Origin of the sequence: Streptomyces sp. NPDC005808 (assembly GCF_042871385.1) — a bacterium.
Lineage (GTDB): Bacteria > Actinomycetota > Actinomycetes > Streptomycetales > Streptomycetaceae > Streptomyces.
On record NZ_JBIAIK010000002.1, the window covers coordinates 518,627 to 542,405 of the forward strand.

Here is a 23,779-nt window from a genome sequence, read left to right on the forward strand (position 1 = left end):
GCGTCTCGTAGGTCTATCCGGCGTGTTCCGGGGACCCGGACGCGACCCGTTCCCGGGCGGTCGCGACGACGGGGGAGCGGCGCAGGGCGAGGGACATCCCCACGAGGTCTCGCGGACCGCCGGCCGAGGTGGCGGTCGGGTTGGCGTCCGCCGTCGCCGCGCTGATGATCCTGCCCTCCGGATCGTCGGCCCTGGCCCGCAGCGCAGCCGTCACCATGGCCGCGTCGGCCTCGGCCCGCGCCCCCTTCTCGCCGGAGCCCGCGGACACGGCGGCGGCGTAGGCCCGTGCGCGCACCGCGGGGTCGAAGTACGGATACAGGCTGAGCAGACCGTCGTGGATGTCGGACTCCCGCTGGGTCACCAGCAGTTCGGCCGGAGACCACCAGGCGATCCGCACCGCGTGGTCACCGGGGTCGCCCGCCGGCCGCAACTCCCGCCAGAGCGGCCCGAGGTGACGGTAGGTCGCCCAGGTGCTCCACACGTCTCCGAAGCGCTGACAGGCCATCGGGACACAGAAGCCGATCGCGCAGATCAGTTCCCCCGCGGCGGCCAGGACGGGAGCGACGTCGGTGCTCAGGTAGTCGAGGTTCGCGCCGCTCCAGCGGGCGACCACGGCGGTCAGCTTGGCGGCGTCGAAAGCGACGCTGGTCAGGAAGCCGCATACGAGGACGAGCAGCCCGGCGCGCAGCCAGCCCCGCACCTGGAGCGCCCAGCGCCAGCACATCATGACCATCGCGACGTTCGCGAAGGTGAGCGCGGCGAGGTAGAGCACGATCATCTCGCGGATGAACGGCGTGTTGGCGTAGTACGTGTCGAGATCCCGGAGGCGCTCTTCCGGGGCATCCCCGAGGGCGAACAGCGTCACGGACGCCACGATCACCACGGAGTACCCGGCGATCCAGCGGCGCGAGGCGCGACGGGTGACCTCCGACGGTCCGCCGCGCCAGTGGATGATCAGCACCAGACAGGAGGCGCTGAAGGCGCTCAGCAGGCTGTACACGAGCGGCGCTGCGACGTTGGGGATGCCGGTGAGGTGGTTGACCCGGGTGATCGTCGGCGGAGCCGCGAAGCAGAACACCAGCGCGGACAGCGCGAGCAGCGCGTACACCGACCGCAGCAGCGGATCGCGCCAGGCGCGCAGCACCGCGGGGCCCTTGAGAACGAGGGCGATCGCCATCGCGACCGCCGGTATGTAGTAGCTGGAGTCGTGCACGCCGTCTCAGCCCTGCGGTCCGCGATAGCCGAGGGACGCCTCGATCCGGCCCGCCAGTCCGTCCCGCCGAACCGGCCCGCGCAGCGACGAACCGGCCAGCCACGTACGGCACTTGCTGGCGAGCAGCAGACCGAAGTTCTCGGCCTCCGCCTCGTCCGAGAGGTGCGACCGGGTGCGTGCGGCGACCTTGAGGACGGTCTCCTGGAGATCCGCCGCGTCGCTGAGCAGGCGGGCCGCGACGGCCGCGCCCTCGACGTGGTGACTGCAGTGCCCGGCCTGCATGTGCCACAGCTCGTGGCCGAGGATCACCAACTGGTGGTCGGGCGCGGTGCGTTCCTCGACTACGACGAGATCCTGCTCGGCCATGTCGAGCCAGAGCCCGCTGGCGGTGCCGGGCGGGAACGCCGCGGTGCGGAACCGGACGGGGCGCCCGCGGCGTCTGCTCATGGCGTCGCACAGCGCCGTGCAGAGGTCGGCGGGTTCCGCCGGCGCCGAAAGGGTCAGTTCCCCGACCAACTCGCCGCACAGGCGGCGCATGTCCCTTTGGATGCCCACAGTTCTCCCCGTGCTCACGACTCGGGCCGCTTGACGCTTTCCAGGAGCATGTCCAGCCACTCGGCGACCTTGTCCCGGTGCTGATCGGTGGGCAACTGGGCGGCCCGCCAGGCGATTCCGCGGACGCCGTGGTCCAGCAGCAGACGCTCCAGCGGATCGGGGGCCGCCGAGGCCGCCGCGCGCTCGCAGTCGGCGAGCCGTTGCAACAGCTCCTGCTCCGAGCGCTGGAGAGCGCCCACGAGCGCCTCGGAGTCCTCGGCGGTGAGGAAACCGGCGTGCACCCGGAAAAACCGTTGAATGGCGTCGCAGTGCTCCATGGTGGGTCGCCGGTCGCCGTTGATGAGCGCCCCCGCCTGCTGCCGCGACATGCCCGCGCCGTCGGCGATCTCCTGCTGTGTGTAACGGCGCCCATTGGGCTTCAGCCGGGTGCGGCGCAGCAGATCCAGGCGTTGCAGGAAGCGGGCCTGCAGATCGGGTTCTCCCGCGCGGTGGCCGCTGAGCAGGGCTCGTACCACGGGCTCGGGGACACCCGACTCGGCCGACAGGCGGCGGGCGTCGAAGACCTCGGCGTGCCGCACACCGAGCCGGTCGGCGAGCACGCTGACCCGGGCCACGACGGCCTGCAGCAGAACCGTCGCCGTGGCGGCCGGAACCTCGAAGCCATCCGTCACCGACAGATCTCCTACGTCTTTTCTCAGGTCTCTCACGTGATGGTCAGGAATCATCGGGAGACTAGCCTCTTGCTCGAACTCACATCCAGGTCTCGCCACAACTGTGGCGAGATTCAGCCGTCAACGAGCGTCAAATGCCACGATAGTTGACACGACAACACTCAGGGAAGCAGGATCGGGGCGCCGCGTGAAGGCCGCATAGGCAAGAGGGGTGACCTCCCGATGGCGTACCAGGCAGGATGGCAGCGGTCCCAGCCGCGACCTGTCCCCGAGAGTCTCGAAGCGCAGGCGTATCTGCAGGACTACGCCGATCTCCTCGAGGCCGTCCCGTTCCCCTCCGTCGTCTTCGATCACCGTTGGGACGTCGTTCTGTGCAACGACGCGTTCGAGACACTTTTCGCCGGCGTCGGACCCCATCCGACAGCGATGCCCGGCGACAACTTCCTTCGGTTCGTCCTGTTCCATCCGGACGCGAGCACGATCCTCGGCGACCACGAGTCGAGCTGGTGTCTGCCGATGCTGGCCCACTTCGCGGAGGCGGTGAAGCGGAACGAACAGGATCGCGCACTCCAGTCGATCCGCCGGGACATCGCCCAGGACCCGATCATGGACGCCGCCTACCGGCACGGGCTGTCGCACTGGATCCGCGCGGTCGGCCCGGACGGTGTCGAGTCCGACGGCGCCGTACGCCCGTTGCTGCACCCCGACCCGCGCTGGGGCCGTACGGACTGCCGGGTCGTCTGTGACGCCCCCAAGTCGCTGCAGGACATGGGCTACACGCGGATGACGCTGGTGCTGCGCGAAGCCCGGCACGCGACGACCGGACCGGGCAGGACGCACAAGACCCGAAACGGCGCGGCGGAGCTGCGGGCAGTGTGAGCCCGCGCCGGGCGTCCCAGGGGCTGGGCCCCCGCTGAACTGCCCAAGGGGTGTGCCGGCGTTGAACGGTCCGAGGGATGCGCGCGCTGCGCGCCCCAAGGGTGCGCCCGCGCTGGACGAACGGTCCGAGGCAGGCGCCCGCGGAGTGAGGCCGCGGGGTCGTTTCACCCCTAATGCGCAAGCCGCTTGCATTTCTTGCGCTATTCTTGCATGTATGACGCGACGACTTGCTCAGGTGGCGAAGAAGGTCGGGGTCAGTGAGGCCACGGTCAGCCGGGTGCTCAACGGTAAGCCCGGAGTCTCCGATTCCACCCGGCAGGCGGTGCTTTCCGCCCTCGACGTCCTCGGCTACGAGCGGCCCACGCAACTGCGCGGCGAACGCGCCCGGCTGGTGGGCCTGGTGCTGCCCGAGCTGCAGAACCCGATCTTCCCGGCGTTCGCGGAGGTGATCGGCGGGGCGCTCGCGCAGCTCGGTCTCACCCCGGTGCTGTGCACCCAGACCAAGGGCGGCGTCTCCGAGGCGGACTACGTGGAGCTGCTGCTTCAGCAGCAGGTCTCCGGCGTGGTGTTCGCGGGCGGTCTGTACGCGCAGGCGGACGCGCCGCACGATCACTACCGGCAGCTCGCGGACCGCAACATTCCGGTGGTCCTTGTGAACGCGGCCATCGAGCACCTCGGCTTCCCCTGTGTCTCCTGCGACGACGCCGTCGCTGTTGAGCAGGCCTGGCGCCACCTGGACTCGCTCGGCCATGAGCGCATCGGCCTTGTTCTCGGCCCCGGCGATCACATGCCCTCGGGGCGCAAGCTCGCCGCGGCGCGCGTGCTCGCCCCCGACCTGCCCGACGATCACATCGCCCGGGCGATGTTCTCCCTGGAGGGCGGCCAGGCCGCGACCACCCGGCTGCTCGACCGAGGCGTCACCGGCATCATCTGCGCCAGCGACCCGCTCGCGCTCGGCGCCGTACGCGCCGCCCGCCGCAAGGGCCTCACCGTGCCCGGCGAGGTCTCCGTCGTCGGCTACGACGACTCGGCATTCATGAACTGCACCGAGCCGCCGCTGACCACCGTGCGTCAGCCCATCGAGGCCATGGGGCGCGCGGCCGTGGAGTTGCTGAACGCTCAGATCGGCGGCAGCAGCGTCACTCCCGAAGAGCTGCTGTTCGAGCCCGAGTTGGTGGTCCGTGGTTCGACAGCGCAAGCGCCGCGCCACTGAGCAACACGTGACTGTCAAATAATTACAGATTCTGCGCGACATCTTGCGAACAGATGACGTCGGTGCTTGAGTGTGCGGCGCCCACCGCTCCAGGCCACGGGTTGCCAAAAGGGTTCCACCCGCTCCCGCCCAAAGGGGTCCACCGATGAGAAGCACCGGGTTCCGCCGTACCTTCGTCACGCTCATGGCGTGTTCTTTCGCGCTCACCGCCACTGCCTGCGGGTCGGGCGACGACGACGCGGCTGACGGCAAGACCAGCATCACCGTCAACTGCATGCCGCCCAAGAGCGCGAAGGTCGACCGCTCGTTCTTCGAGGCGGACATCAAGGCCTTCGAGAAGGCCAACCCGACCATCGACGTCGTCGCACACGACGCGTTCCCGTGTCAGGACCCCAAGACGTTCGACGCCAAGCTGGCCGGCGGTCAGATGGAGGACGTCTTCTACACGTACTTCACCGACGCCAAGCACGTCGTCGACATCAACCAGGCCGCCGACATCACCAGTTACGTCAAGGACCTCAAGAGCTACGGCACCATCCAGCAGCAGCTGCGCGACATCTACACCGTCGACGGCAAGATCTACGGCGTCCCGCGCACCGGCTACTCGATGGGCCTGATCTACAACAAGAAGCTCTTCAAGGAGGCGGGCCTCGACCCCGAGAAGCCCCCGGCCACCTGGGAGGAACTGCGCGCGGCAGCCAAGGCGATAGCCGGGCTCGGCAACGGCACCGTCGGATACGCCGACTACAGCGCCCAGAACCAGGGTGGCTGGCACTTCACCGCCGAGATGTACTCGCAGGGCGGCGACGTCGTCAGCGAGGACGGCAAGAAGGCCACCATCGACACCCCCGAGGGCAAGGCCGTCCTGCAGAACCTCAAGGACATGCGCTGGACCGACAACTCGATGGGCAGCAAGCAGCTCCTCGTCATCAACGACGTCCAGCAGATGATGGGTTCCGGGAAGCTCGGCATGTACCTCTCCGCGCCGGACAACATCCCGATCCTGGTCAAGGAGAAGGGCGGGAACTACAACGACCTCGCCCTCGCGCCGATGCCCGGCGGCCAGGGCACGCTCATCGGCGGCGACGGCTACATGTTCAACAAGAAGGCGACGCCCGAGGAGATCAAGGCGGGCCTGAAGTGGCTCGACTCGATGTTCCTCACGCCGGGCGACGGCTTCCTCGGTGACTACGCGCGCGCCAAGCAGAACGACGCGCCCGTCGGTCTCCCCGAGCCCCGCCTGTTCACCGGCGCGGCCGACGAGAAGGACCAGCAGATCAAGAAGGCCAACGCCAACGTCCCGGTCGAGAACTACCAGACCTTCCTCGACGGCAGCGAGAGCCTGGACAAGAAGATCGAGCCGCCGCAGGCCCAGCAGATCTACTCGGTCCTCGACGGCGCCGTCTCCGCGGTGCTCACCAAGAAGGACGCCGACATCGACAAGCTCCTGAGCGACGCGTCCGGCAAGATCGACTCCATTCTGGCCCGGAGCTGACACCGTTCATGAAGACCGCATCGAAGCCTGCGGTGCCTCCGCCGACGACTGTACGGCCGGTGGAGGCACCCGGGTCCGGACCCCACAAGCGGCCACTGCGCCGGCGCCTGGCCGACCAGTCGCGCGCCTACGCCTTCCTCATCGGTGGCCTGCTCTGCTTCGCGCTGTTCTCCTGGTACCCCGCGATCCGCGCGGTCGTGATCGCCTTCCAGAAGTACACGCCCGGGGCGGAGCCGGAGTGGGTCGGCACCGAGAACTTCACCCGCGTCTTCCACGACCCGGAGTTCGCGGCCGCCTGGCGAAACACCCTGACCTTCACACTCCTCGCCCTGCTCATCGGCTTCGCCGTCCCCTTCGTCATGGCGCTGGTGCTGAACGAACTCCGGCACGCGAAGTCCTTCTTCAGAGTCGTGGTCTATCTGCCGGTGATGATTCCGCCGGTGGTCAGCGCCCTCCTCTGGAAGTGGTTCTACGATCCCGGAGCGGGCCTGGCGAACGAGGCACTGCGCTTCCTGCACCTGCCCACCTCGAACTGGTCCAACGGCGCGGACACCGCCCTCGTGTCGCTCGTGATCGTCGCCACCTGGGCGAACCTCGGCGGCACCGTCCTGATCTACCTGGCCGCGCTGCAGAGCATCCCCGGTGAGCTGTACGAGGCGGCCGAGCTGGACGGCGCGAACATCTGGCAGCGCATCCGCCATGTGACGATCCCGCAGACCCGCTTCATCATCCTCATGCTGATGCTGCTGCAGATCATCGCCACGATGCAGATCTTCACCGAACCGTTCGTGATCACGGGCGGCGGCCCCGAGAACGCGACCGTGACGGTCCTGTACCTGATCTACAAGTACGCCTTCCTCTACAACGACTTCGGCGGAGCCTGCGCCCTGAGTGTCATGCTCCTCGTCCTGCTCAGCGCCTTCTCGGCGCTCTATCTGAAGCTGACCAGCTCCGGAGGCGAGGACTCATGAGCACCCGCACGCTGCTCTCACCGCTCACGCTGGCCCGCCGCCGCGGCAAGGCCCTCTACTGGAGCGTCTTTTCCGGCGTGGTCCTGCTCTTCGCGCTGGCCTTCCTCTTCCCGGTCTACTGGATGGTCACCGGCGCCATGAAGTCGCCGGACGAGGTCAGCCGCACACCTCCGACACTCGTCCCCGACAAGTGGAGCCTCACCGGCTACACCGACGCCTGGGACCTGATGGACCTGCCCACCCACCTGTGGAACACGGTGGTGCAGGCCACCGGCGCCTGGATTCTCCAACTCGTGTTCTGCACGGCCGCCGCGTACGCCCTGTCCAAGCTGAAGCCCGCCTTCGGCAAGATCATCCTCGGCGGCATCCTCGCCACCCTGATGGTCCCCGCCCAGGCACTGGTCGTCCCGAAGTACCTGACCGTCGCCGACCTCCCGCTCATCCACGTGAGCCTGCTCAACGACCCGCTCGGCATCTGGCTGCCCGCCGTGGCCAACGCCTTCAACCTCTACCTCCTCAAGCGCTTCTTCGACCAGATCCCGCGCGACGTCCTGGAGGCCGCCGAGATCGACGGCGCCGGCCGGCTGCGCACCCTCTGGTCGATCGTGCTGCCCATGTCCAGGCCGGTTCTGGGAGTCGTGTCGATCTTCGCCCTGGTGGCCGTCTGGCAGGACTTCCTCTGGCCGTTGATGGTCTTCTCCGACACCGACAAACAGCCCATCAGCGTGGCCCTCGTCCAGCTGTCGCAGAACATCCAGTTGACCGTGCTGCTCGGCGCGATGGTGATCGCCAGCATCCCCATGGTCGTGATGTTCCTGGTGTTCCAGCGCCACATCATCGCCGGGATCAGCGCGGGCAGCACGAAGGGCTGACCCCACCCCCTTCCAGAGCTTCACAGAAAGGTTGGCACCGTGGGACAGCATTCCCCTGCCCGCATTCACGGCGAATGGTGGCGCTCCGCCGTCATCTACCAGGTGTACGTCCGCAGCTTCGCGGACGGCGACGGCGACGGCACCGGCGACCTCGCGGGCGTCCGCGCGAAACTCCCGTACCTCGCCGAACTGGGCGTCGACGCCTTGTGGTTCAACCCCTGGTACCTGTCGCCCATGGCCGACGGCGGCTACGACGTCGCCGACTACCGCGCCATCGACCCGGCCTTCGGAACGCTCGCCGAGGCGGAGAAACTCATCGCCGAGGCACGGGAGCTGGGTATCCGCACCCTCGTCGACATCGTGCCGAACCACGTCTCCGACCAGCACGCCTGGTTCCGCGCGGCCCTCGCGGCAGGTCCGGGCAGCCCGGAGCGCGAGCTGTTCCACTTCCGCCCGGGACGCGGCGAGAACGGTGAACTGCCGCCCAACGACTGGCCGTCCCAGTTCGCCGGCTCCACCGAGCCCGTCTGGACCCGGCTGCCCGACGGCGACTGGTACCTCCACCTGTTCACCCCCGAGCAGCCCGACCTCAACTGGGCGCACCCGGCGGTCCGGCAGGAACACGAGGACGTGCTGCGGTTCTGGTTCGAACGGGGCGTGGCGGGCGTCCGCATCGACTCGGCGGCGCTGCCCGCCAAGGACCCGGACCTCCCCGACTTCGTCGAGGGCCGCGACCCGAACCCCTTCGTCGACCGCGACGAACTCCACGACATCTACCGCTCCTGGCGTGCGGTGGCCGACGACTACGACGGCATCTTCGTCGGCGAGGTCTGGCTCCCCGACACTGAGCGCTTCGCCCGCTACCTCCGCCCGGACGAGCTGCACACCGCCTTCAACTTCTCCTTCCTGTCCTGCCCTTGGGACGCCGAACGGCTGCGTACCTCGATCGACGAGACCCTCGCCGAGCACGCACCGGTCGGAGCGCCCGCCACCTGGGTCCTGTGCAACCACGACGTGACGCGCACGGTCACCCGCTACGGCCGCACCGACACCGCTTTCGACTTCGCCACCAAGGCCTTCGGCACCCCCACCGACCTCGTCCTCGGCAGCCGCCGCGCCCGTGCCGCCGCCCTGCTCTCGCTCGCCCTGCCCGGCGCCGTCTACGTCTACCAGGGCGAGGAACTGGGCCTGCCCGAGGCGGACATACCTCGCGACCACATCCAGGATCCGATGCACTTCCGCTCCGGCGGCACGGACCCGGGCCGGGACGGATGCCGGGTCCCCCTGCCGTGGACCGCCGACTCGCCCCACGCGGGCTTCGGCGGTGACCCCTGGCTTCCGCAGCCCGCGGGCTGGGCCGGGTACGCGGCCGACCAGCAGGCGGCCGACCCCGGCTCGATGCTCGCCCTCTACCGCGAGGCACTCCGCATCCGCCGTACCGAGCCCGGCTTCGGCGACGGCACGCTCAGCTGGCTGCCGGCCGCCGAGGGTGTCCTGGCCTTCGCCCGCACGGACGGTACGCTCTGCGTGGTCAACCTCTCCGACACCCCCACCGACCTCCCCGTACACTCAAAAATCCTTCTCACGAGCGGCCCCTTGGACTCCGAAGGCCGCCTTCCCCAAGACACGGCGGCCTGGCTGCGCGCCTGACACCGCAGCCCGACCGCCGCTCCACCCCGCTATCCCGGCACCCCCACACGAAAGGGATCAGCATATGTCCAGATTTGTCAGGCGCATGCCAGTAAGTGCGGCCGCGGTGGCCGTCGCTCTCGCCGCCGGCATGCTCAGTGTCGTCGCCGCACACCCCGCGGTCGCCGCGGGCGCCACCCTGCCCTTCACCTCGGTCGAGGCCGAGTCCGCCACCACCACAGGCACGAAGGTCGGCCCTGACTACACGCAGGGCACCCTCGCGTCCGAGGCGTCCGGCCGGCAAGCCGTACGGCTGACCGCGGGCCAGCGCATCGAGTTCACCGCCCCCCGCGCGGCCAACTCGGTGAACGTCTCCTACAGCGTCCTGAACGGCCAGTCCGGCACCCTCGACGTGTACGTCAACGGTGTCAAGCTCGCCAAGACGCTCGCCGTCACCTCCAAGTACTCGTACGTGGACACCTCCTGGATCCCGGGCTCCAAGACCCACCACTTCTTCGACAACTCCAGGCTGCTGCTCGGCGTGAACGTGCAGGCGGGCGACAAGATCGCCTTCCAGGCGACGTCCGTCCAGGTCACCGTCGATGTCGCCGACTTCGAGCAGGTGGCCGCGGCCGCCACCAAGCCCACGGGGGCCGTGTCCGTCGTCGACAAGGGCGCTGACCCCAGCGGCGTGGGCGACTCGACGGCGGCGTTCCGGTCCGCGATCGCCGCCGCACCCGGGGGAGTGGTCTGGATCCCGCCGGGCGACTACAAGATCACCTCCTCGCTCAGCGGCGTCCAGAACGTGACCCTGCAGGGCGCGGGCAGCTGGTACTCCGTCGTGCGCACCTCACGCTTCATCGACCAGAGCAGCTCCTCCGGAAGCGTGAAGCTCAAGGACTTCGCGGTCATCGGCGAGGTCACCGAGCGTGTCGACTCCAACCCGGACAACTTCGTCAACGGCTCCCTGGGCCCGAACTCGACGGTCTCCGGCATGTGGATCCAGCACCTCAAGGTGGGGCTCTGGCTGACGGGCAACAACGACAACCTTGTCGTCGAGAACAACCGCATACTCGACACCACCGCCGACGGCCTCAACCTGAACGGGAACGCGCGCGGAGTCCGTGTCCGCAACAACTTCCTGCGCAACCAGGGCGACGACTCGCTCGCCATGTGGTCGCTCAACGCGCCCGACACCAACAGCAGCTTCGAGAACAACACCATCTCGCAGCCGAACCTGGCCAACGGCATCGCCATCTACGGCGGTACCGACATCGCGGTCAGGAACAACCTGATCTCCGACACCAACGCGCTCGGCAGCGGTATCGCGATCTCCAATCAGAAGTTCATGGACCCCTTCTACCCGCTGGCCGGCACCATCACGGTCGACGGAAACACGATCGTGCGCGCCGGTGCGATCAACCCCAACTGGGGCCACGCGATGGGTGCGCTGCGGGTCGACGCGTACGACAGCGCGATCAACGCCACGGTCAACATCACCAACACCACGGTCACCGACAGCCCGTACAGCGCCTTCGAGTTCGTGTCGGGAGGCGGGCGCGGCCTCGCGACGAACAACGTGAACGTCACCGGCGCCACGGTCAACAGGGTCGGCACGGTCGTCGTCCAGGCCGAGACGCCGGGCGCGGTGAAGTTCACCAACGTCACGGCCACCGGAGTGGGCGCGGCGGGGGTCTACAACTGCCCCTACCCGAGCGGTACGTTCACCCTCACCAACGGCGGCGGCAACTCCGGCTGGGACACCACCTGGTCCAACTGCGGTGCCTGGCCCCAGCCCGCGGCCGGAACCCCGGCCCCTGACGCGACCACCAACATCGCCAAGGGCCGCACCGCCACCGCCACCGGCTCGGTGGACGTCTACACCCCCGCCAAGACCGTCGACGGCGACGTGAACACCTACTGGGAGTCCACCAGTAACGCCTTCCCGCAGGTCCTGACGGTCGACCTCGGTTCGACCCAGCCCGCCCGGCGGGTCGTTCTGAAGCTGCCCCCGGCCACGGCGTGGGGCGCGCGCACCCAGACCCTGTCCGTACAGGGAAGCACGGACGGCTCGTCGTACTCCACGGTCGTGGCCTCGACGGCCTACCGCTTCGACGCGGCCACCGGGAACACGGTCACTGTGACCCTGCCCAGCACCACGAACCTGCGCTACCTGCGGCTCAACGTCACCGGGAACACGGCCTGGCCGGCCGCCCAGCTCAGCGAGGTGGAGGCGTATCTGTCCTGACATCCGAGGCCGTCCCGCGCTTCGCTGCCTGGATCTGCTCGTACACATGGGTCCGTAGTTCGGCGAAGCGCGGGGCGACCCGGGTGTGCAACTGGTCCCGTTCGTCCGGGAGATCGACCTTCAACTGCTCCTGTACGACGGTGGGGGAGGCGGAGAGGATCAGCACCCGTTCCCCGAGGTAGACGGCCTCGTCGATGTCATGGGTGACGAACAGGATCGTGATCCCGCGCTCCCGCCACAGCCCCCGCACCAGGTCCTCCAGGTCGGCACGTGTCTGGGCGTCGACCGCCGCGAACGGCTCGTCCATCAGCAGCACTTCGGGCTCGTAGGCGAGCGCGCGGGCGATGGCGACGCGCTGCTGCATACCGCCGGACAGTTGCCAGGGGTAGGCGTCCGCGGCGTCCGTGAGCCCGACCGACTCCAGCGCGTCGGCGACCAGTTCCCGGCGCCGCGGCTTGCCCAACCGCTTCTGCTTCAGCGGGAGTTCGACGTTCTCGCCGACCCGCATCCAAGGGAACAGACTGCGCCCGTACTCCTGGAACACGAACGCCATCCCGGGCGGCGGCCCACTGACCCGACGGCCGCCCAGCAACACCTCGCCCGCGGTCGGCGTGAGCAGCCCGCCCATGCACCTCAGCAGCGTGGTCTTACCGCACCCCGACGGCCCCACCAGACAGACGAGTTCACCCGCCTCCACGGTGAAGGTGAGGTCCCGTACCGCCTCCACCCGGCGACCTGAACCCTCGTAGACCTTGTTCAGGCCGCGTACGTCAAGCATGGACCGACCTTTCGCGAGTTTCACGGGGACCGCCGAGAGGACGCGCGCAGGCCGTGATACCAGCCGAGCACCCGGCGCTCGACCAGCTGGAAGACAACGGAGAGCAGAAAGCCGAGCAGGCCCAGAACCAGAATCCCGGTCCACATGTCGGGGATCGCGAAGCTGCGCTGGAACTGGACGATGGTGAAACCGATACCGTTGCTGGCCGCGAACATCTCGCTGATGACCATCAGGATGATGCCGATGGACAGCGCCTGGCGCAGGCCGGCGAAGATCTGCGGGCTCGCCGCGCGCAGCACCACGCTCCGCAGCCGGGCGACCCCCGTGATGCCGTACGAACGTGCCGTCTCGGCCATCACGGAGTCCACCGCACGCACGCCCTCGACGGTGTTGAGCAGGATCGGCCAGACGCAGCCGCTCGCGATGACCGCGATCTTCATGGTGTCGCCGATGCCCGCGAACAGCATGATGACCGGGACCAGGACGGGTGGCGGTACCGCGCGCAGGAATTCGAGGACCGGCTCGCAGAAGGCCCGCACCCGTCGGTACGAGCCGATGACCGTGCCCACCGCCACGCCCATGACGGCAGCCGACGCGTAGCCCACCAGCAGCCGCACCATGCTGGGCAGAACGTCGGCGCGCAGCCGCTCGCCGGTCCAGACGTCCGGGAAGGTCTGCAGGATCGTGCGCAGCGGCGGCCAGAAGACGTCGGTGCTGCCGTCCGACGCGAACCACCAGAGAGTGACCAGCAGAGCGGGCAGCGCGAGGACGTGGAGCGCTCGCAGCAGTACGCTCCTCACACCGTCACCTCCCCGCGCACCGACTGATGCCAGGCCAGCGCCCGCCGCTCGACCGCGCGGGCCCCCACATTGATCAGCAGGCCCAGCAGACCGGTGACCACGAGCAGGGCGTACATCTCCGGGACGGCCTGGGAGGTCTGGGCCACCCCGATGCTCTTGCCCAACCCCGGTGCCCCGATGACGAGTTCGGCGGTCACGGTGAGGATGAGGGCGACCGCGGCGGCGAGCCGGACACCCGTCATGACGTACGGCAGGGCCGAGGGCCACAGCACATGGCGGATCCGTGCCCAGGTGTCGAGGCCGTACGAGCGTGCCGTCTCCTCCGCCACCGGGTCGACGTCCTGGACGCCGTACAGAACCTGGATGAGGACCTGCCAGAAGGAGGCGTAGACGACGAGGAGGAGGACGGAGCGGAGTTCGGAGCCGTAGAGGAGGACGGCGAGGGGGATGAGGGCCACGGAGGGGATCGGGCGGAGGAACTCGATGGTGGAGGCGGTGAGTTCGCGCAGCTGCGGGACGACCGAGATCAGGACGCCCGCCAGGATTCCGGCGGTCACAGCGATCGCCAGACCCAGCGCCCAGCCGGTGAGGGTGTCCCCGAGCGCCGTCCAGAACACCTCGTCGGTGAGCTCCTGCCCGAGCGCGTCGGCGATGCGGCTGGTCGGCGGGAAGTAGGCCTCCTCGACAAGACCGAGTCGCGGCGCCGCCTCGCCGAGGGCGAGGAAGGCCGCGAGCCCGGCCGCACCCAGTGCGGCGTTCAGTCCTTTCACGGAAGCAGCTTGTCGAGGTCGGGAGTCGACTTGAACAGCCCGTCCGCCTCGCCCAGCTTCGCCAGCGCGTCGATCGACGCGCGGTTCGGCTCGGCCGGCCACTTCGGCAGGACCACGTCCGCCAGCACCGCCGCCGGGATCTTGGTGTACGTGGTGACGATGTCCCGGGCCTCGTCCGGGTGGGCGTCGGCGTAGGCGAGCGACTCCGCGGTGGCCTCCTGGAACTTCTTCACGACGTCCGGATTCTGCTGCGTGTACTGCGTCGACGCGAAGTACATGGCGATGGTGAGGTTCGGCGCGACGTCGAGGAAGGGCGAGGCGATCTCCCGGCCGCCCTGGCTCTTGACGGTGGCGAGCGCCGGCTCGACCACCATCGCGGCATCGACCTGGCCGCTGTCGAGGGCCGCCGGCATCTGGTCGAAGGCGAGCTCGACGAACTTCACCTTGTCCGGGTCGCCGCCCGCCTTGCGCACCGACTCACGCACCGCGGTCTCGTTGATGTTCTTGAGGGCGTTGTTGGCGACCGTCTTGCCCTCAAGGTCCTTCGCCGACTTGATGGGGCTGTCGCCCTTCACCGTGATGGCGCCGAAGTCCTTGCCCTGCACGCCCGTTGAGGCGATGGCGTTGGCGACGGCCTGCACGGGCACGCTGTTGGTCTGGGCGATCATCAGCGAGGTCACGTTCGAGAACCCGAACTGGAACTGGCCGCTGACGACACCCGGCACGATCGCCGCGCCGCTCTGCGCGGTGGTGATCTCCAGCTTCAGGCCGTGCTTCGCGAAGATGCCCTTCGCCTGGCCGAGGTAGAGGGGGGCGACGTCGACGATGGGGATGAGCCCCACTTTGACCGTCGTGGTTCCTCCGGACGACGAGTTCTGGTCCGACGACCCGGAGGGGTCGGACGATCCGCAGGCCGTCGCGGTGACCAGGACGGTGGTGGCCGCGAGGCCGATGAGCAGACGACGCATGACTCCCCCTGTTGGGACCCGAAGTGCTCCGACAGGCTGTGCGCAGACAGCACACAAGTTCTCAGCGCGAACGTAGAGTGCCCGTGCACGGGGGTCAATGCCCTCGACCATGTCGAATCAACGGCTTGCTCGTGCACGGGCGTTGACAGTTCTCAAAGTGCGCTCATAGCGTGCGCAGAGCGCACACTCGTGCGCTCTCGGGGAGGCGCCCATGCCTGCTGCAGCCCGCGAACCGTACTTTGTCCGGTCCTTCGAGCGCGGCCTCGCCGTGATCCGCGCCTTCGACGCCGACCACGTGGAACTGACCCTGAGCGAGGTGGCCCGAGTCTGTGACCTGACCCGTGCGGCGGCCCGCCGTTTTCTGCTCACGCTCGCCGACCTCGGTTACGTCCACACCGACGGCCGGATGTTCCGGCTCACCCCGCGTGTCCTGGAGCTCGGTTATTCGTACCTCTCCAGTTTCACCCTGCCCGACCTCGCCGAGCCGCATCTGGAACAACTGGCCGCGGAGGTGGGGGAGTCGTCCTCGCTCTGCGTCCTGGACGGCGACGACATCGTGTACGTGGCGCGCGTCCCCACCCGCCGCATCATGACCGCGACGATCACCGTCGGCACCCGCTTCCCGGCCCATGTCACCTCTGTCGGCCGCGTGATGCTGGCCCACCTGCCTGACGAGGAGATCGACACCCGGCTCGCCCGCGCCGAACTGCGGGCCCTGACAGCCCGCACGATCGTCTCGGCCGAATCGCTGAAAGCGGAACTCCGGCGTGTACGACGCCAGGGGTACGCCATCGTCGACCAGGAACTGGAGGAGGGGCTGCGCTCGGTCGCCGCCCCCGTGCGGGACCGGGGCGGCGACGTCGTGGCGGCCGTGAACATCCCGGTGCACGCGAGCCGCAACTCCGTGGAGTCCGTACGACGCGACCTGCTGCCCCACCTGCTCGCGACCGTGGCCCGCATCGAGGCGGACCTCCGGGTCACAGATCCAGCACGAGCCGCTTCCCCCGACAACGAGAGACGCAGATGAGCATCGTCTCGCCCGCTTCCCGCTCCTGGTCGCTGAGCACCGAGTCCCGGTGGTCCGGGGTCCCTTCGAGGACGTCCGTCTCGCAGGTCCCGCAGGTCCCCTCGGTACAGGAGTACAGCACCTCGACGCCCGCGGCCCGCACGGCGTCGAGGACGGAGACCTCGGCGGGGACGGTCACCGTGCGCGCGCTCCGGGACAGCTCCACCTCGAACTCACCGTCCGGGCCGGTCTCCTGGACCTTCGGCTGGAAGCGCTCGACATGCAGCAGCCCGGCGGGGCACCGCTCCTCGACCGCGTCCAGCAGCGGTCCGGGCCCGCAGCAGTAGACGAGGGCGTCCTGCGCGTCGAGAGGGGCCAGATCCAGCAACCCGGTCTCGTCCTGCGGGGCGATGGTCACCCGGTCCCCGTAGCGGCGCAACTCCCGGGTGAACGCCATGGAGTTACGCGTGCGCCCGCCGTACAGCAGTGTCCACTCCGCGCCCGCCGCCTCCGCCGCGGCGAGCATCGGCAGGATGGGCGTGATGCCGATACCGCCGGCGATGAACCGGTAGCGCGGGGCGTCCTGGAGGGCGAAGTGATTGCGCGGGCCGCGCACCCGCACCTTGTCGCCCTTGCTCAACTCCTCGTGCACGTACGACGATCCACCGCCTCCGTCCGGCTCGCGCAGCACGGCGATGCGCCACACGCCGCTGTCGGCGGGATCGCCGTAGAGCGAGTACTGCCGTTCCAGGCCCGGACGGAGCGCCACGTCGATGTGGGCGCCCGGCTCCCACGCGGGGAGTTCCTCGCCGAGGGGATGGCGAAGGGCGAGAGCGAGCACGCCGTCCGCCGCGAACTCTCGCTGCTCGACGACGAGATCGGCCTCGTACAAGGTCATCGTGCGTGTCCTTCGGGCTTGCGGCTCTGCGCCTTGCGGACCGGTCGCTGGTGGCCCTCGGGACGGGGGACCGGTGGCTGGGCGTCGTCGGGACGGGGGACCGGTGGCCGGTGGTCGTGGGGATGGAGGGCCGGTGGCTCGTGGCCGTCCGGGTGGGCGAGCATCCACTCCCACATCTGGATCGGGTCCTGAGCGGTGTGCTCGGCGCCGCAGTGGCAGGTGCCGTGCAGGATGTCCGTGCCCGGGAGCCAGTCGACGCGGTAGATCTCGCCAGTGGGACCGGTCACTGGACCTTCTCCATGGGTTTGTCGTCCTCGTCGACCAGCCGGGCGAGGATACGGCGGGCCGCGAGTCCGCCGGTGTCGATGTTGATGCTCAGTTCCTGATACCCCGTCCGCTCCGAACCCAGCGCCTTTTGCAGCAGGTTGAGCGCGTCGACGTCCTGCATGACGACAGTGTGGTTGAAGTCCCACAGGAACGTGGTGACTTCCTCGTCGTCGCGGGCGAAGTCGCGGGAGACCGCCCAGAAGTCGTAGACATGACCGTCGCCGGACGGCGTGATCGCGTACGTGATCTCTGTGTGGAACGCGTGCGGGTCACTGCCGTCCGGCTCGGGCAGCACACCGACCGGCGCGACCCGGCTGTGCAGCAGATACAGACACGGCGCGAAGTACTCGATGTCCTGCCGGCGGGTGATCCGGCCCTCGATTCCGGTAGAGCGGGCGTAGAACGGCGGGCACTCGGCGTCGTCCATGTGCCGGCTGACCCGCACGATGCCCGCGCCCTCGTCGACCTCGGTGCTGATCGGTGTCTCGGCGACCTCGGGAGTGCCGATGTAGCCGCCGTGGAGGTAGGTCTCGTGGGAGAGGTCGAGCAGGTTGTCGACCAGAAGGCCGTAGTCGGCGTCGATGGGCTCCATGCCGTAGACCGTGACCCAGTCGGGGGAGTCGAGGTGGCGAGCACGCGGAATGGTCCCCGGGTCGGCGAGGGCGGGGTCGCCGACCCAGACCCAGATCAACGAGTCCTGCTCGACCAGCGGGTAGGACGCCACGCGGGCGGTGCGCGGTATGCGCTTCTGCCCCGGCACGTACACGCAGGTGCCTGTCGTGTCGTAGGTGAACCCGTGGTACCCACACACGATCCTGTCACCGTCGAGCCGGCTCTCCGAGAGCGGGAAGCGCCGGTGCACACACCGGTCGGACAGGGCGACGGCCGTCCCCTCTCCCTCGGTCCGGTAGAAGACGAGCGGCTCCCCGAGAATCACCCGCCCGAACAACTCCCGCCCCACCTCATGGGAGTAGGCGGCGACGTACCACTGGTTCCTGGCGAAAGTCGTCATGTGCGGCATGGCTGCGGCTCCCGTCGTCGGGTGATGGCGACATCGTCCGGAAGGACGTCACGGCGCCGCAATACCCCTTCCGCCTCACGGAAGGGGCTCGGCGAACGGGCTGTTCACGGCCGGGGGTTCGGCTGGGGAGGGGAAAATCAGGAGGGGAAAATCAGGAGTGGGCTGCGCGGGCAACCTCACTGGGGGTCGGGCCTGTGGCTCCGGCACGCGGGTCAGCCCTCCGCGACGATCCGTACGGTCTTGAGTTGCTGGTCGGCCGCGTCCGGAAGGAACATGCCGGCCTCGACTCCGGTGACCAGGTACTGCAGTACGGGCTCGGTGAGGCGTTCGCCGGGCAGGGCCACGGGGATGCCGGGCGGGTAAGGGGTGATCATCTCGGCGGCGACCCTGCCGACGGCTTCGGCCGTGGGGACCTTCGCGTGCCGGGCGAAGTAGGCGTCCCGGGGTAGGAGGGCCTGGTCCATCCGCAGACGGGAGGGCGACGGGACGGTGACCTGGGGGGCGTCCCGCAGTTCGGCGCTGTGGTCGGCCAGGTCTCGCAGCGCCGTGAGGAGACGTGCGGTGGTGTGCTCGTCGTCGGCGTGGGTGAGCTGTGTGCTGATACGGCGGTGGTCGAACAGGTGGGCGTCGATGTGGTGGTGGGTTCGCAACCAGTCGGCGGCGCGATAGCCGGTGGTGCCCAGTTCGCTGATGTCCATGACGACCGGGAGTGGGTCGAAGTCGTGGGCGAGTCCGGGGCCGCGGAAGTCGTTCGCGTCGTTGACGTGGAAGCCGTCGATCGCTTCGATGGCCGTTCGGGTGCGTGCCGCCAACTCCAGCGCCTGGCCAAGGAGTTGATGGCCGTGCTGGACCATCTGCCGGCGCCAGGCGTCGATGCCGGCGTAGATCAGGACGTTCGGGCTGGTCGTGCCGAGGAGGTCGGCCCGAGAGGCCAGTTCGGCGGGGTCGATGAGGTCGCCCTGAAGGTGGAAGACCGAGCCCTGTTCCAGGCCGCTGCCCATCTTGTGGATGCTGGTCACGCAGATGTCGGCGCCCGCGTTCATGGCCCACGCCGGCAGGTCGCCGTGGAAGGGGAGATGGGCTCCCCATGCCTCGTCCACGATGAGCGGCTTGCCGAACTGATGACAGACGTCGGCGATGCCGGGGAGGTCGGCGGCGGCTCCGTAGGGGGTGGGACTGGTGACCAGGGCACCGTCGGCGTCCGGTTGCTCCGCGAACGCCTTGGCGTAGGCGGCGGCCGACGGGGGATGGGCGAGATGCCGGGAGCTGTCCCACTGGGGCTCCACCCACACGGGTTCGACACCGGACAGAATGATCCCGGCGATCACCGACTTGTGGGCGTCACGTCCGACGAGGAGCCGGTGGCCGGGGCAGGTCACCGCCAGCATGGCGGCCTTCACCGACAGAGAACTTCCGCAGGTGGAGAAGAACGTGTGGTCCGCGTGCACTGCCTCGGCCATGAGGTTCTCGGCGCGTTCCAGTACCCGGCCCCGGGTGAGTCGGTCGTCCAGACCGCCGTTGGCCAGGACGTCACCGTAGAAGACGGCGTCACCCAGGATCTCGCGGGCACGGGGGTCCGCGCCGCGTGCCTGTTTGTGCCCCGGGGGAGTGAACGCCAGTTCGTCCGCGTCCGCGTAGTGGGCGAGCGCTTCGAGAATCGGGGCCTCAGCCTGGTTCGCAGCCATGGAGGCCGGGTTCCCCGCGGTCAGGCATCCATGCAGGCCAGGGATGCAGGAGGCCGGCAACTCCTCGCCTGGGATGACAATCCATCCGCCCCCCTGTGCGCGGTAACCGGGGAGCCGCATGACGGGGCCGCCTGGATGAGTTCGGCGCGGCGCTTTGGAAGGGTTTGCGCGCACCGCGGCGGGCAACTCGACCACCAGGACATCGCGCCGTAGGTCTCTGTCCCGTTCCGAGGAGTCAGGGCGCCGCGGCACAGGAAGAAGATGAACGACCGTGACCACACAACTCCCGCGCATCACGCCGAAACCGTCGATCCGCGTCGCCGAGACGGGCTGGTCGAAGGCCCGTCGCCGCCGCGGGAAGGGTATGCGCACCTGCGTCGCAGCCGTCGAGGACGAGGGCACGCCCGTGGTGGCGCAGACCGATACCGAGGCGAACATCATCAGGAGCACGGACTGACCACCCGGTCGACCGCCTGGATGAGTTGATGTCCTCTTCCTGGGTACCCAATGCGATCCGGACCCGCGCCGGTCCACCGTTCCGGCGCGGACGACCCCCTTTCGAAGGAGGAGCGATGAGCACGAGCACCGTCAAGGAAGCCGTGGACGTCGAGGTCCCGGTCCACACCGCCTACAACCAGTGGACCCAGTTCGAGCACTTCCCCCACTTCATGGAAGGCGTGGAGGAAGTACGGCAGCTCGACGACCGGCACAACCACTGGGTCACCAAGATCGGTGGGGTGCGGCGCGAGTTCGACACCGAGATCGTCGACCAGTTGCCGGACGAGCGGATCACCTGGCGCTCCGTGGGCGGCGACACGCAGCAGCGGGGCTCGGTGCACTTCGAGCCCTTGGACGCCGCACACACCCGGGTGGAACTCACCATGGAGGTCGAGCCGACCGGCGTCGCCGAGAAGAGCGCGGACGCGCTGGGCGTGATCGACCGGCGGGTCAAGGGGGACCTGCGGCGATTCAAGGACTACATCGAGGAGCGCGGCGGCGAGACAGGCGCCTGGCGCGGACGCATCCGGCCCGAGGACCCCGGCACGTCCCTCTGACGTTCTGACGCGCAATGGCGAGCGGGCCGTGAAGTTCCCTTTCGGCCAGGAATTCGTCAGAGCAAGGAGAGGCATTCGTGAGGGCGGACATGTGGGGCTACCTGCCTGCGGTCGGTTACACCGCCGCGGGCACCAGCCTGATCGGCTACAAGGTCGAGGCGACGGACGGCGCCATCGGCAAGGTCGACAAGCACTCCGACGACGTCGGAGCGTCTCATTTCGTGGTCGACACCGGTGGGTGGATCTTCGGGAAGCACCTCCTGGTCCCCGCCGGCCTCGTCGTCGGCATCGACACGGCGGAGGAGAGGATCCACGTCGGCCGGACGAAGGAGGAGATCAAGAACGCTCCGGAGTTCGACAAGGACAAGCACACCGGTGACGTGGGCTATCACGAGCAGCTCGGTAGCTACTACCAGAGCCACCGTGCGTGAGACCTGAGCGGGGTGTGTGAGGTGTGGGCCGGAGCCGCCGCTCCGGCCCACACCTTTTTCTCGCCCGAGTACCTCGCCCGAGTACCGTCGGGCCTTTCTCGCCCGGGTACCGTCCCGCGGGCTCAGCTGTGTGCGGCTTCGCGGAGGGCCTCAGGGGCCTTCTTGTCGAGGGCGACGCGGACCAGGGCCGCGGCCAGGACGGCCGGTTCCGTGCCGTCCGCCAGGCGGACCAGGGCGGCGGGTGTGGTGGGCAGATCGAGGGTGCGGGCGCCCTGGAGGGCTTTGGCGTCGAGATACGGCGCGGTTTCGGGCCAGACGGCCTGTGCCTCGCGCAGGAAGATGTCGGCGCCGGCCGGGCCCAGTCCGGGGAACTCCTGCAGCAGGCGCCGTATCCCCGCCGTGTCGCCGCCTGCCTGGTCCCGCAGTTTCCGCAGGTCACCTCCGTAGCGGTCAGTGGCCAGCGTCGCGCCGTCGCCGAGTTGGGTGGCGGTGCGCTCGTCGTAGCGCCGGTAGCCGCCGCGGCCGAGCGCGTCGACCCGCTGCTGCCAGGTCGCCGCGGCCATCCGGCGCGGATCACGCATTCCGGCGGCGGTCAGCTCCTTGGCCGAGGCGACCGCGATGTCGGCGCGAATACGCGCACTGAGCAGGCAGGCGAGCACGAGCAGCCGGTACAACGGCTGAGGAGTGTCCCTGAGACGGATGCCCGCCTCGGCGGCGTAGGTACGGCCGTGGGCATCCAGGAGCGCCCGCATCACCTCGCGTCGGGGGGTCGCGGCCATCCGGCTCTCACCTCCGAAGACTGCGTACGGGCACTTCGCGTACCCGGATGAATCAGGGGCAAACAGACAGGTCGTAACCGTCTGTCACGCGGAAGCGGAGACTGCCCTCGCCTATGTTCCGTTCGTGATCGTGGCAAGTTCCCTGTCGAGCGCCGGAGCAATGCCGCGGGCATCGAGGCCGGCTCTCCTCCGCACATCCCGCACGAACTCCGCGACGCCGTCCCCAGGCAGCCACACCCGTGCGGGGGACAGGGCGACAAGGCTCACCTCGACGCCCTCGACCGGCCCCCGCACGGGGCGCACGGTGATGTCTCCGTCGCCGGCCGGGGACACCATGCCCCTGGCGAGCAGTTCCCAGGCGAAGGTCCAGGTGACTTCCACCCCGTCGGGTCCGAGCAGTACCAGACGCGCGGCGAGGCAGTCGTCCGCCCGGTACACCAGCTGCGTGGCAACGATGGCTCCTTCGCGCTCCGCGACCACCACGAATCCGGTCGTGCCGACCGTCAGCCGAAGCCAGTCCGGCCGCTCCGTCACGACACGGCCTCCGCCTGCCCCAAGCCGCTCTCTGCCGTAGAAACGATCAATGTCCGCGGGTGCGAAGGTCCGGGCGTCATGAATTCCGGGCACAGCGCACGCACGGCCGACATGGCGTCCTCCACGGTGCGGGTGCCGGTCAGGACGCACAGGGTGTAGGCGGCGTTCTGCACGGTGAGGGCGGCGGCCGGGTCGCCGTCGGCCGCGAGCGCCAGGTAGCGGTCGACCGCCTGCCGCAGTACTGCCGGGTCCGGCACCATCACATGAGACGCGCGCTTTCCCGGCGGGATACCCGGGCTCGTCGGGTCGGAGTCGTGACGAGAGGGGGAGGGCAAGATGACACTCCTGGAAGGGGGAAGGAAGCGTGCCTCCCTGCCGAAGCACTTGACTGCGCTCCCGTGTGCCCGGTCCGTACGATCCGAAACAGACCGGACCGCGGCGGAATTGCTTACCCGCCCGGCGCCGGCGCCCGCGACGCATGGCGTACGCCGACTCGGGCCACCGCTCCTTGCTTGTGCCAAGATCGGGTGAAACCGTTGTACGGAACGGTCGTGAGAGGTGATGGTCATGGCGGGGGACGACCTGCTGGGCGGCGGAGACGCCGAACAGGAGGCGGACGTCGAGCGGGCCCGTATCGCCCATGAACTCATCGCCGGAGCGCGTGGTTTGTCTCCGCCCGAAGTGCCCGACGCGCTGTGTCGTAGTTGTGTGACCCTGCTTCCGGCGGTGTCGGGCCTGTCGGTCTCGGTGCTGGCTGATGGCTCGGACATGGGTGTGGTGCTGTGTGCCAGTGACGGTGTCGCGGGTCGGCTGGCGGAGATTCAGTACACCCTCCTCGGCGAAGGACCGTGCCGGGAGGCGATCCGCCTGCGCGCGCCGGTGTTCGGGACGAATCTGTCCCGTGACGGGCGTCGCTGGCCGTTGTTCTCCGTTCAGGCGGCCAGAGCCGGTGTGGGGGCAGTCTTCTCACTGCCGTTGATG

The 23,779-nt window shown here is 69.0% G+C and carries 25 protein-coding genes; 11 read left to right on the forward strand and 14 right to left on the reverse strand.

Going from position 1 to position 23,779, the window contains the following annotated elements:
* Positions 1-13 precede the first annotated feature (13 nt).
* From ACFYPC_RS05840 to ACFYPC_RS05850, 3 genes are read right to left on the reverse strand one after another with little or no spacing between them, the layout of a single operon-like run.
* On the reverse strand, positions 14-1,213 hold the full coding sequence (locus ACFYPC_RS05840; protein ID WP_388671332.1) for an MAB_1171c family putative transporter: 1,200 nt from the start codon (positions 1,211-1,213) through the stop codon (positions 14-16).
* Positions 1,214-1,219: 6 nt separating this feature from the next.
* Positions 1,220-1,750: a toxin-antitoxin system, toxin component gene (locus ACFYPC_RS05845; RefSeq protein WP_388672023.1), complete on the reverse strand. Its 531-nt coding sequence runs from the start codon at positions 1,748-1,750 to the stop codon at positions 1,220-1,222.
* Between the two features lie 32 nt (positions 1,751-1,782).
* Entirely contained in the window at positions 1,783-2,439 is a 657-nt protein-coding gene (locus ACFYPC_RS05850) for a helix-turn-helix domain-containing protein (RefSeq protein ID WP_388671335.1), read from the reverse strand.
* A gap of 222 nt (positions 2,440-2,661) precedes the next feature.
* On the opposite strand from ACFYPC_RS05850, the gene ACFYPC_RS05855 reads away from it, so the two are divergent.
* The 7 genes from ACFYPC_RS05855 (at position 2,662) to ACFYPC_RS05885 (ending at position 11,746) form a co-directional block, all read left to right on the forward strand.
* The gene (locus ACFYPC_RS05855) at positions 2,662-3,318 is read left to right on the forward strand and encodes a hypothetical protein (protein ID WP_388671338.1); all 657 of its coding nucleotides are present in this window, start codon (positions 2,662-2,664) and stop codon (positions 3,316-3,318) included.
* Positions 3,319-3,532: 214 nt separating this feature from the next.
* Positions 3,533-4,531, forward strand: coding sequence for a LacI family DNA-binding transcriptional regulator (locus ACFYPC_RS05860; protein ID WP_388671341.1), 999 nt, complete (start codon positions 3,533-3,535; stop codon positions 4,529-4,531).
* Positions 4,532-4,676: 145 nt separating this feature from the next.
* Positions 4,677-6,026, forward strand: coding sequence for an ABC transporter substrate-binding protein (locus ACFYPC_RS05865; RefSeq protein WP_388671344.1), 1,350 nt, complete (start codon positions 4,677-4,679; stop codon positions 6,024-6,026).
* Between the two features lie 8 nt (positions 6,027-6,034).
* Positions 6,035-6,997, forward strand: coding sequence for a carbohydrate ABC transporter permease (locus ACFYPC_RS05870; RefSeq protein ID WP_388671347.1), 963 nt, complete (start codon positions 6,035-6,037; stop codon positions 6,995-6,997).
* Complete coding sequence (locus ACFYPC_RS05875) at positions 6,994-7,869, forward strand: carbohydrate ABC transporter permease (protein WP_388671350.1); 876 nt, start codon at positions 6,994-6,996, stop codon at positions 7,867-7,869. The genes ACFYPC_RS05870 and ACFYPC_RS05875 overlap by 4 nt, the downstream gene beginning before the upstream one ends.
* A gap of 39 nt (positions 7,870-7,908) precedes the next feature.
* Entirely contained in the window at positions 7,909-9,519 is a 1,611-nt protein-coding gene (locus tag ACFYPC_RS05880) for a glycoside hydrolase family 13 protein (protein ID WP_388671353.1), read from the forward strand.
* 85 nt (positions 9,520-9,604) lie between these two features.
* Positions 9,605-11,746 carry a discoidin domain-containing protein gene (locus ACFYPC_RS05885; RefSeq protein WP_388671356.1) on the forward strand — a complete coding sequence of 714 codons (2,142 nt, stop codon included), beginning with the start codon at positions 9,605-9,607 and terminating at the stop codon, positions 11,744-11,746.
* Here the strand turns inward: ACFYPC_RS05885 and ACFYPC_RS05890 are convergent.
* From ACFYPC_RS05890 to ACFYPC_RS05905, 4 genes are read right to left on the reverse strand one after another with little or no spacing between them, the layout of a single operon-like run.
* Positions 11,718-12,524 carry an ABC transporter ATP-binding protein gene (locus tag ACFYPC_RS05890; protein WP_388671359.1) on the reverse strand — a complete coding sequence of 269 codons (807 nt, stop codon included), beginning with the start codon at positions 12,522-12,524 and terminating at the stop codon, positions 11,718-11,720. The genes ACFYPC_RS05885 and ACFYPC_RS05890 overlap by 29 nt on opposite strands.
* Before the next feature lie 20 nt (positions 12,525-12,544).
* Positions 12,545-13,324 carry an ABC transporter permease gene (locus tag ACFYPC_RS05895; RefSeq protein ID WP_388671362.1) on the reverse strand — a complete coding sequence of 260 codons (780 nt, stop codon included), beginning with the start codon at positions 13,322-13,324 and terminating at the stop codon, positions 12,545-12,547.
* The gene (locus tag ACFYPC_RS05900) at positions 13,321-14,094 is read right to left on the reverse strand and encodes an ABC transporter permease (RefSeq protein WP_388671365.1); all 774 of its coding nucleotides are present in this window, start codon (positions 14,092-14,094) and stop codon (positions 13,321-13,323) included. Before ACFYPC_RS05900 ends, ACFYPC_RS05895 begins: the two co-directional genes overlap by 4 nt.
* On the reverse strand, positions 14,091-15,062 hold the full coding sequence (locus tag ACFYPC_RS05905) for an ABC transporter substrate-binding protein (protein ID WP_388671368.1): 972 nt from the start codon (positions 15,060-15,062) through the stop codon (positions 14,091-14,093). The genes ACFYPC_RS05900 and ACFYPC_RS05905 overlap by 4 nt, the downstream gene beginning before the upstream one ends.
* 211 nt (positions 15,063-15,273) lie before the next feature.
* Here ACFYPC_RS05905 and ACFYPC_RS05910 point away from each other — a divergent pair, with 211 nt between their 5' ends.
* Positions 15,274-16,089 (forward strand): IclR family transcriptional regulator C-terminal domain-containing protein, encoded by an 816-nt coding sequence (locus ACFYPC_RS05910; protein ID WP_388671371.1) that lies wholly within the window; start codon positions 15,274-15,276, stop codon positions 16,087-16,089.
* Here ACFYPC_RS05910 and ACFYPC_RS05915 read toward each other — a convergent pair.
* The 4 genes from ACFYPC_RS05915 to ACFYPC_RS05930 form a co-directional block, all read right to left on the reverse strand.
* Positions 16,040-16,966 carry a PDR/VanB family oxidoreductase gene (locus ACFYPC_RS05915; RefSeq protein WP_388671374.1) on the reverse strand — a complete coding sequence of 309 codons (927 nt, stop codon included), beginning with the start codon at positions 16,964-16,966 and terminating at the stop codon, positions 16,040-16,042. The two genes, ACFYPC_RS05910 and ACFYPC_RS05915, sit on opposite strands and share 50 nt — an antisense overlap.
* Positions 16,963-17,253, reverse strand: a complete 291-nt coding sequence (locus ACFYPC_RS05920; protein WP_388672059.1) for a hypothetical protein — start codon at positions 17,251-17,253, stop codon at positions 16,963-16,965. The genes ACFYPC_RS05915 and ACFYPC_RS05920 overlap by 4 nt, the downstream gene beginning before the upstream one ends.
* Positions 17,250-18,314, reverse strand: a complete 1,065-nt coding sequence (locus tag ACFYPC_RS05925) for a Rieske 2Fe-2S domain-containing protein (RefSeq protein ID WP_388671377.1) — start codon at positions 18,312-18,314, stop codon at positions 17,250-17,252. The genes ACFYPC_RS05920 and ACFYPC_RS05925 overlap by 4 nt, the downstream gene beginning before the upstream one ends.
* 212 nt (positions 18,315-18,526) lie before the next feature.
* The gene (locus tag ACFYPC_RS05930; RefSeq protein WP_388671380.1) at positions 18,527-19,999 is read right to left on the reverse strand and encodes an aminotransferase class I/II-fold pyridoxal phosphate-dependent enzyme; all 1,473 of its coding nucleotides are present in this window, start codon (positions 19,997-19,999) and stop codon (positions 18,527-18,529) included.
* A 271-nt stretch (positions 20,000-20,270) separates the two neighbouring features.
* Here ACFYPC_RS05930 and ACFYPC_RS05935 point away from each other — a divergent pair, with 271 nt between their 5' ends.
* The 3 genes from ACFYPC_RS05935 (at position 20,271) to ACFYPC_RS05945 (ending at position 21,485) form a co-directional block, all read left to right on the forward strand.
* Complete coding sequence (locus tag ACFYPC_RS05935; protein WP_388671383.1) at positions 20,271-20,456, forward strand: hypothetical protein; 186 nt, start codon at positions 20,271-20,273, stop codon at positions 20,454-20,456.
* Between the two features lie 115 nt (positions 20,457-20,571).
* Positions 20,572-21,054 (forward strand): SRPBCC family protein, encoded by a 483-nt coding sequence (locus tag ACFYPC_RS05940; protein WP_388671386.1) that lies wholly within the window; start codon positions 20,572-20,574, stop codon positions 21,052-21,054.
* Positions 21,055-21,131: 77 nt separating this feature from the next.
* Positions 21,132-21,485, forward strand: coding sequence for a PRC-barrel domain-containing protein (locus tag ACFYPC_RS05945; protein WP_388671389.1), 354 nt, complete (start codon positions 21,132-21,134; stop codon positions 21,483-21,485).
* Between the two features lie 122 nt (positions 21,486-21,607).
* On the opposite strand, the gene ACFYPC_RS05950 is transcribed toward ACFYPC_RS05945, so the two are convergent.
* The 3 genes from ACFYPC_RS05950 to ACFYPC_RS05960 all read right to left on the reverse strand — a co-directional run bounded on the left by ACFYPC_RS05950 (position 21,608) and on the right by ACFYPC_RS05960 (position 23,133).
* Positions 21,608-22,264, reverse strand: a complete 657-nt coding sequence (locus ACFYPC_RS05950; protein WP_388671392.1) for an endonuclease — start codon at positions 22,262-22,264, stop codon at positions 21,608-21,610.
* A gap of 111 nt (positions 22,265-22,375) precedes the next feature.
* Complete coding sequence (locus tag ACFYPC_RS05955) at positions 22,376-22,798, reverse strand: SsgA family sporulation/cell division regulator (protein WP_388671395.1); 423 nt, start codon at positions 22,796-22,798, stop codon at positions 22,376-22,378.
* Positions 22,795-23,133: a DUF5133 domain-containing protein gene (locus tag ACFYPC_RS05960; RefSeq protein WP_388671398.1), complete on the reverse strand. Its 339-nt coding sequence runs from the start codon at positions 23,131-23,133 to the stop codon at positions 22,795-22,797. The genes ACFYPC_RS05955 and ACFYPC_RS05960 overlap by 4 nt, the downstream gene beginning before the upstream one ends.
* Positions 23,134-23,779: the final 646 nt, after the last annotated feature.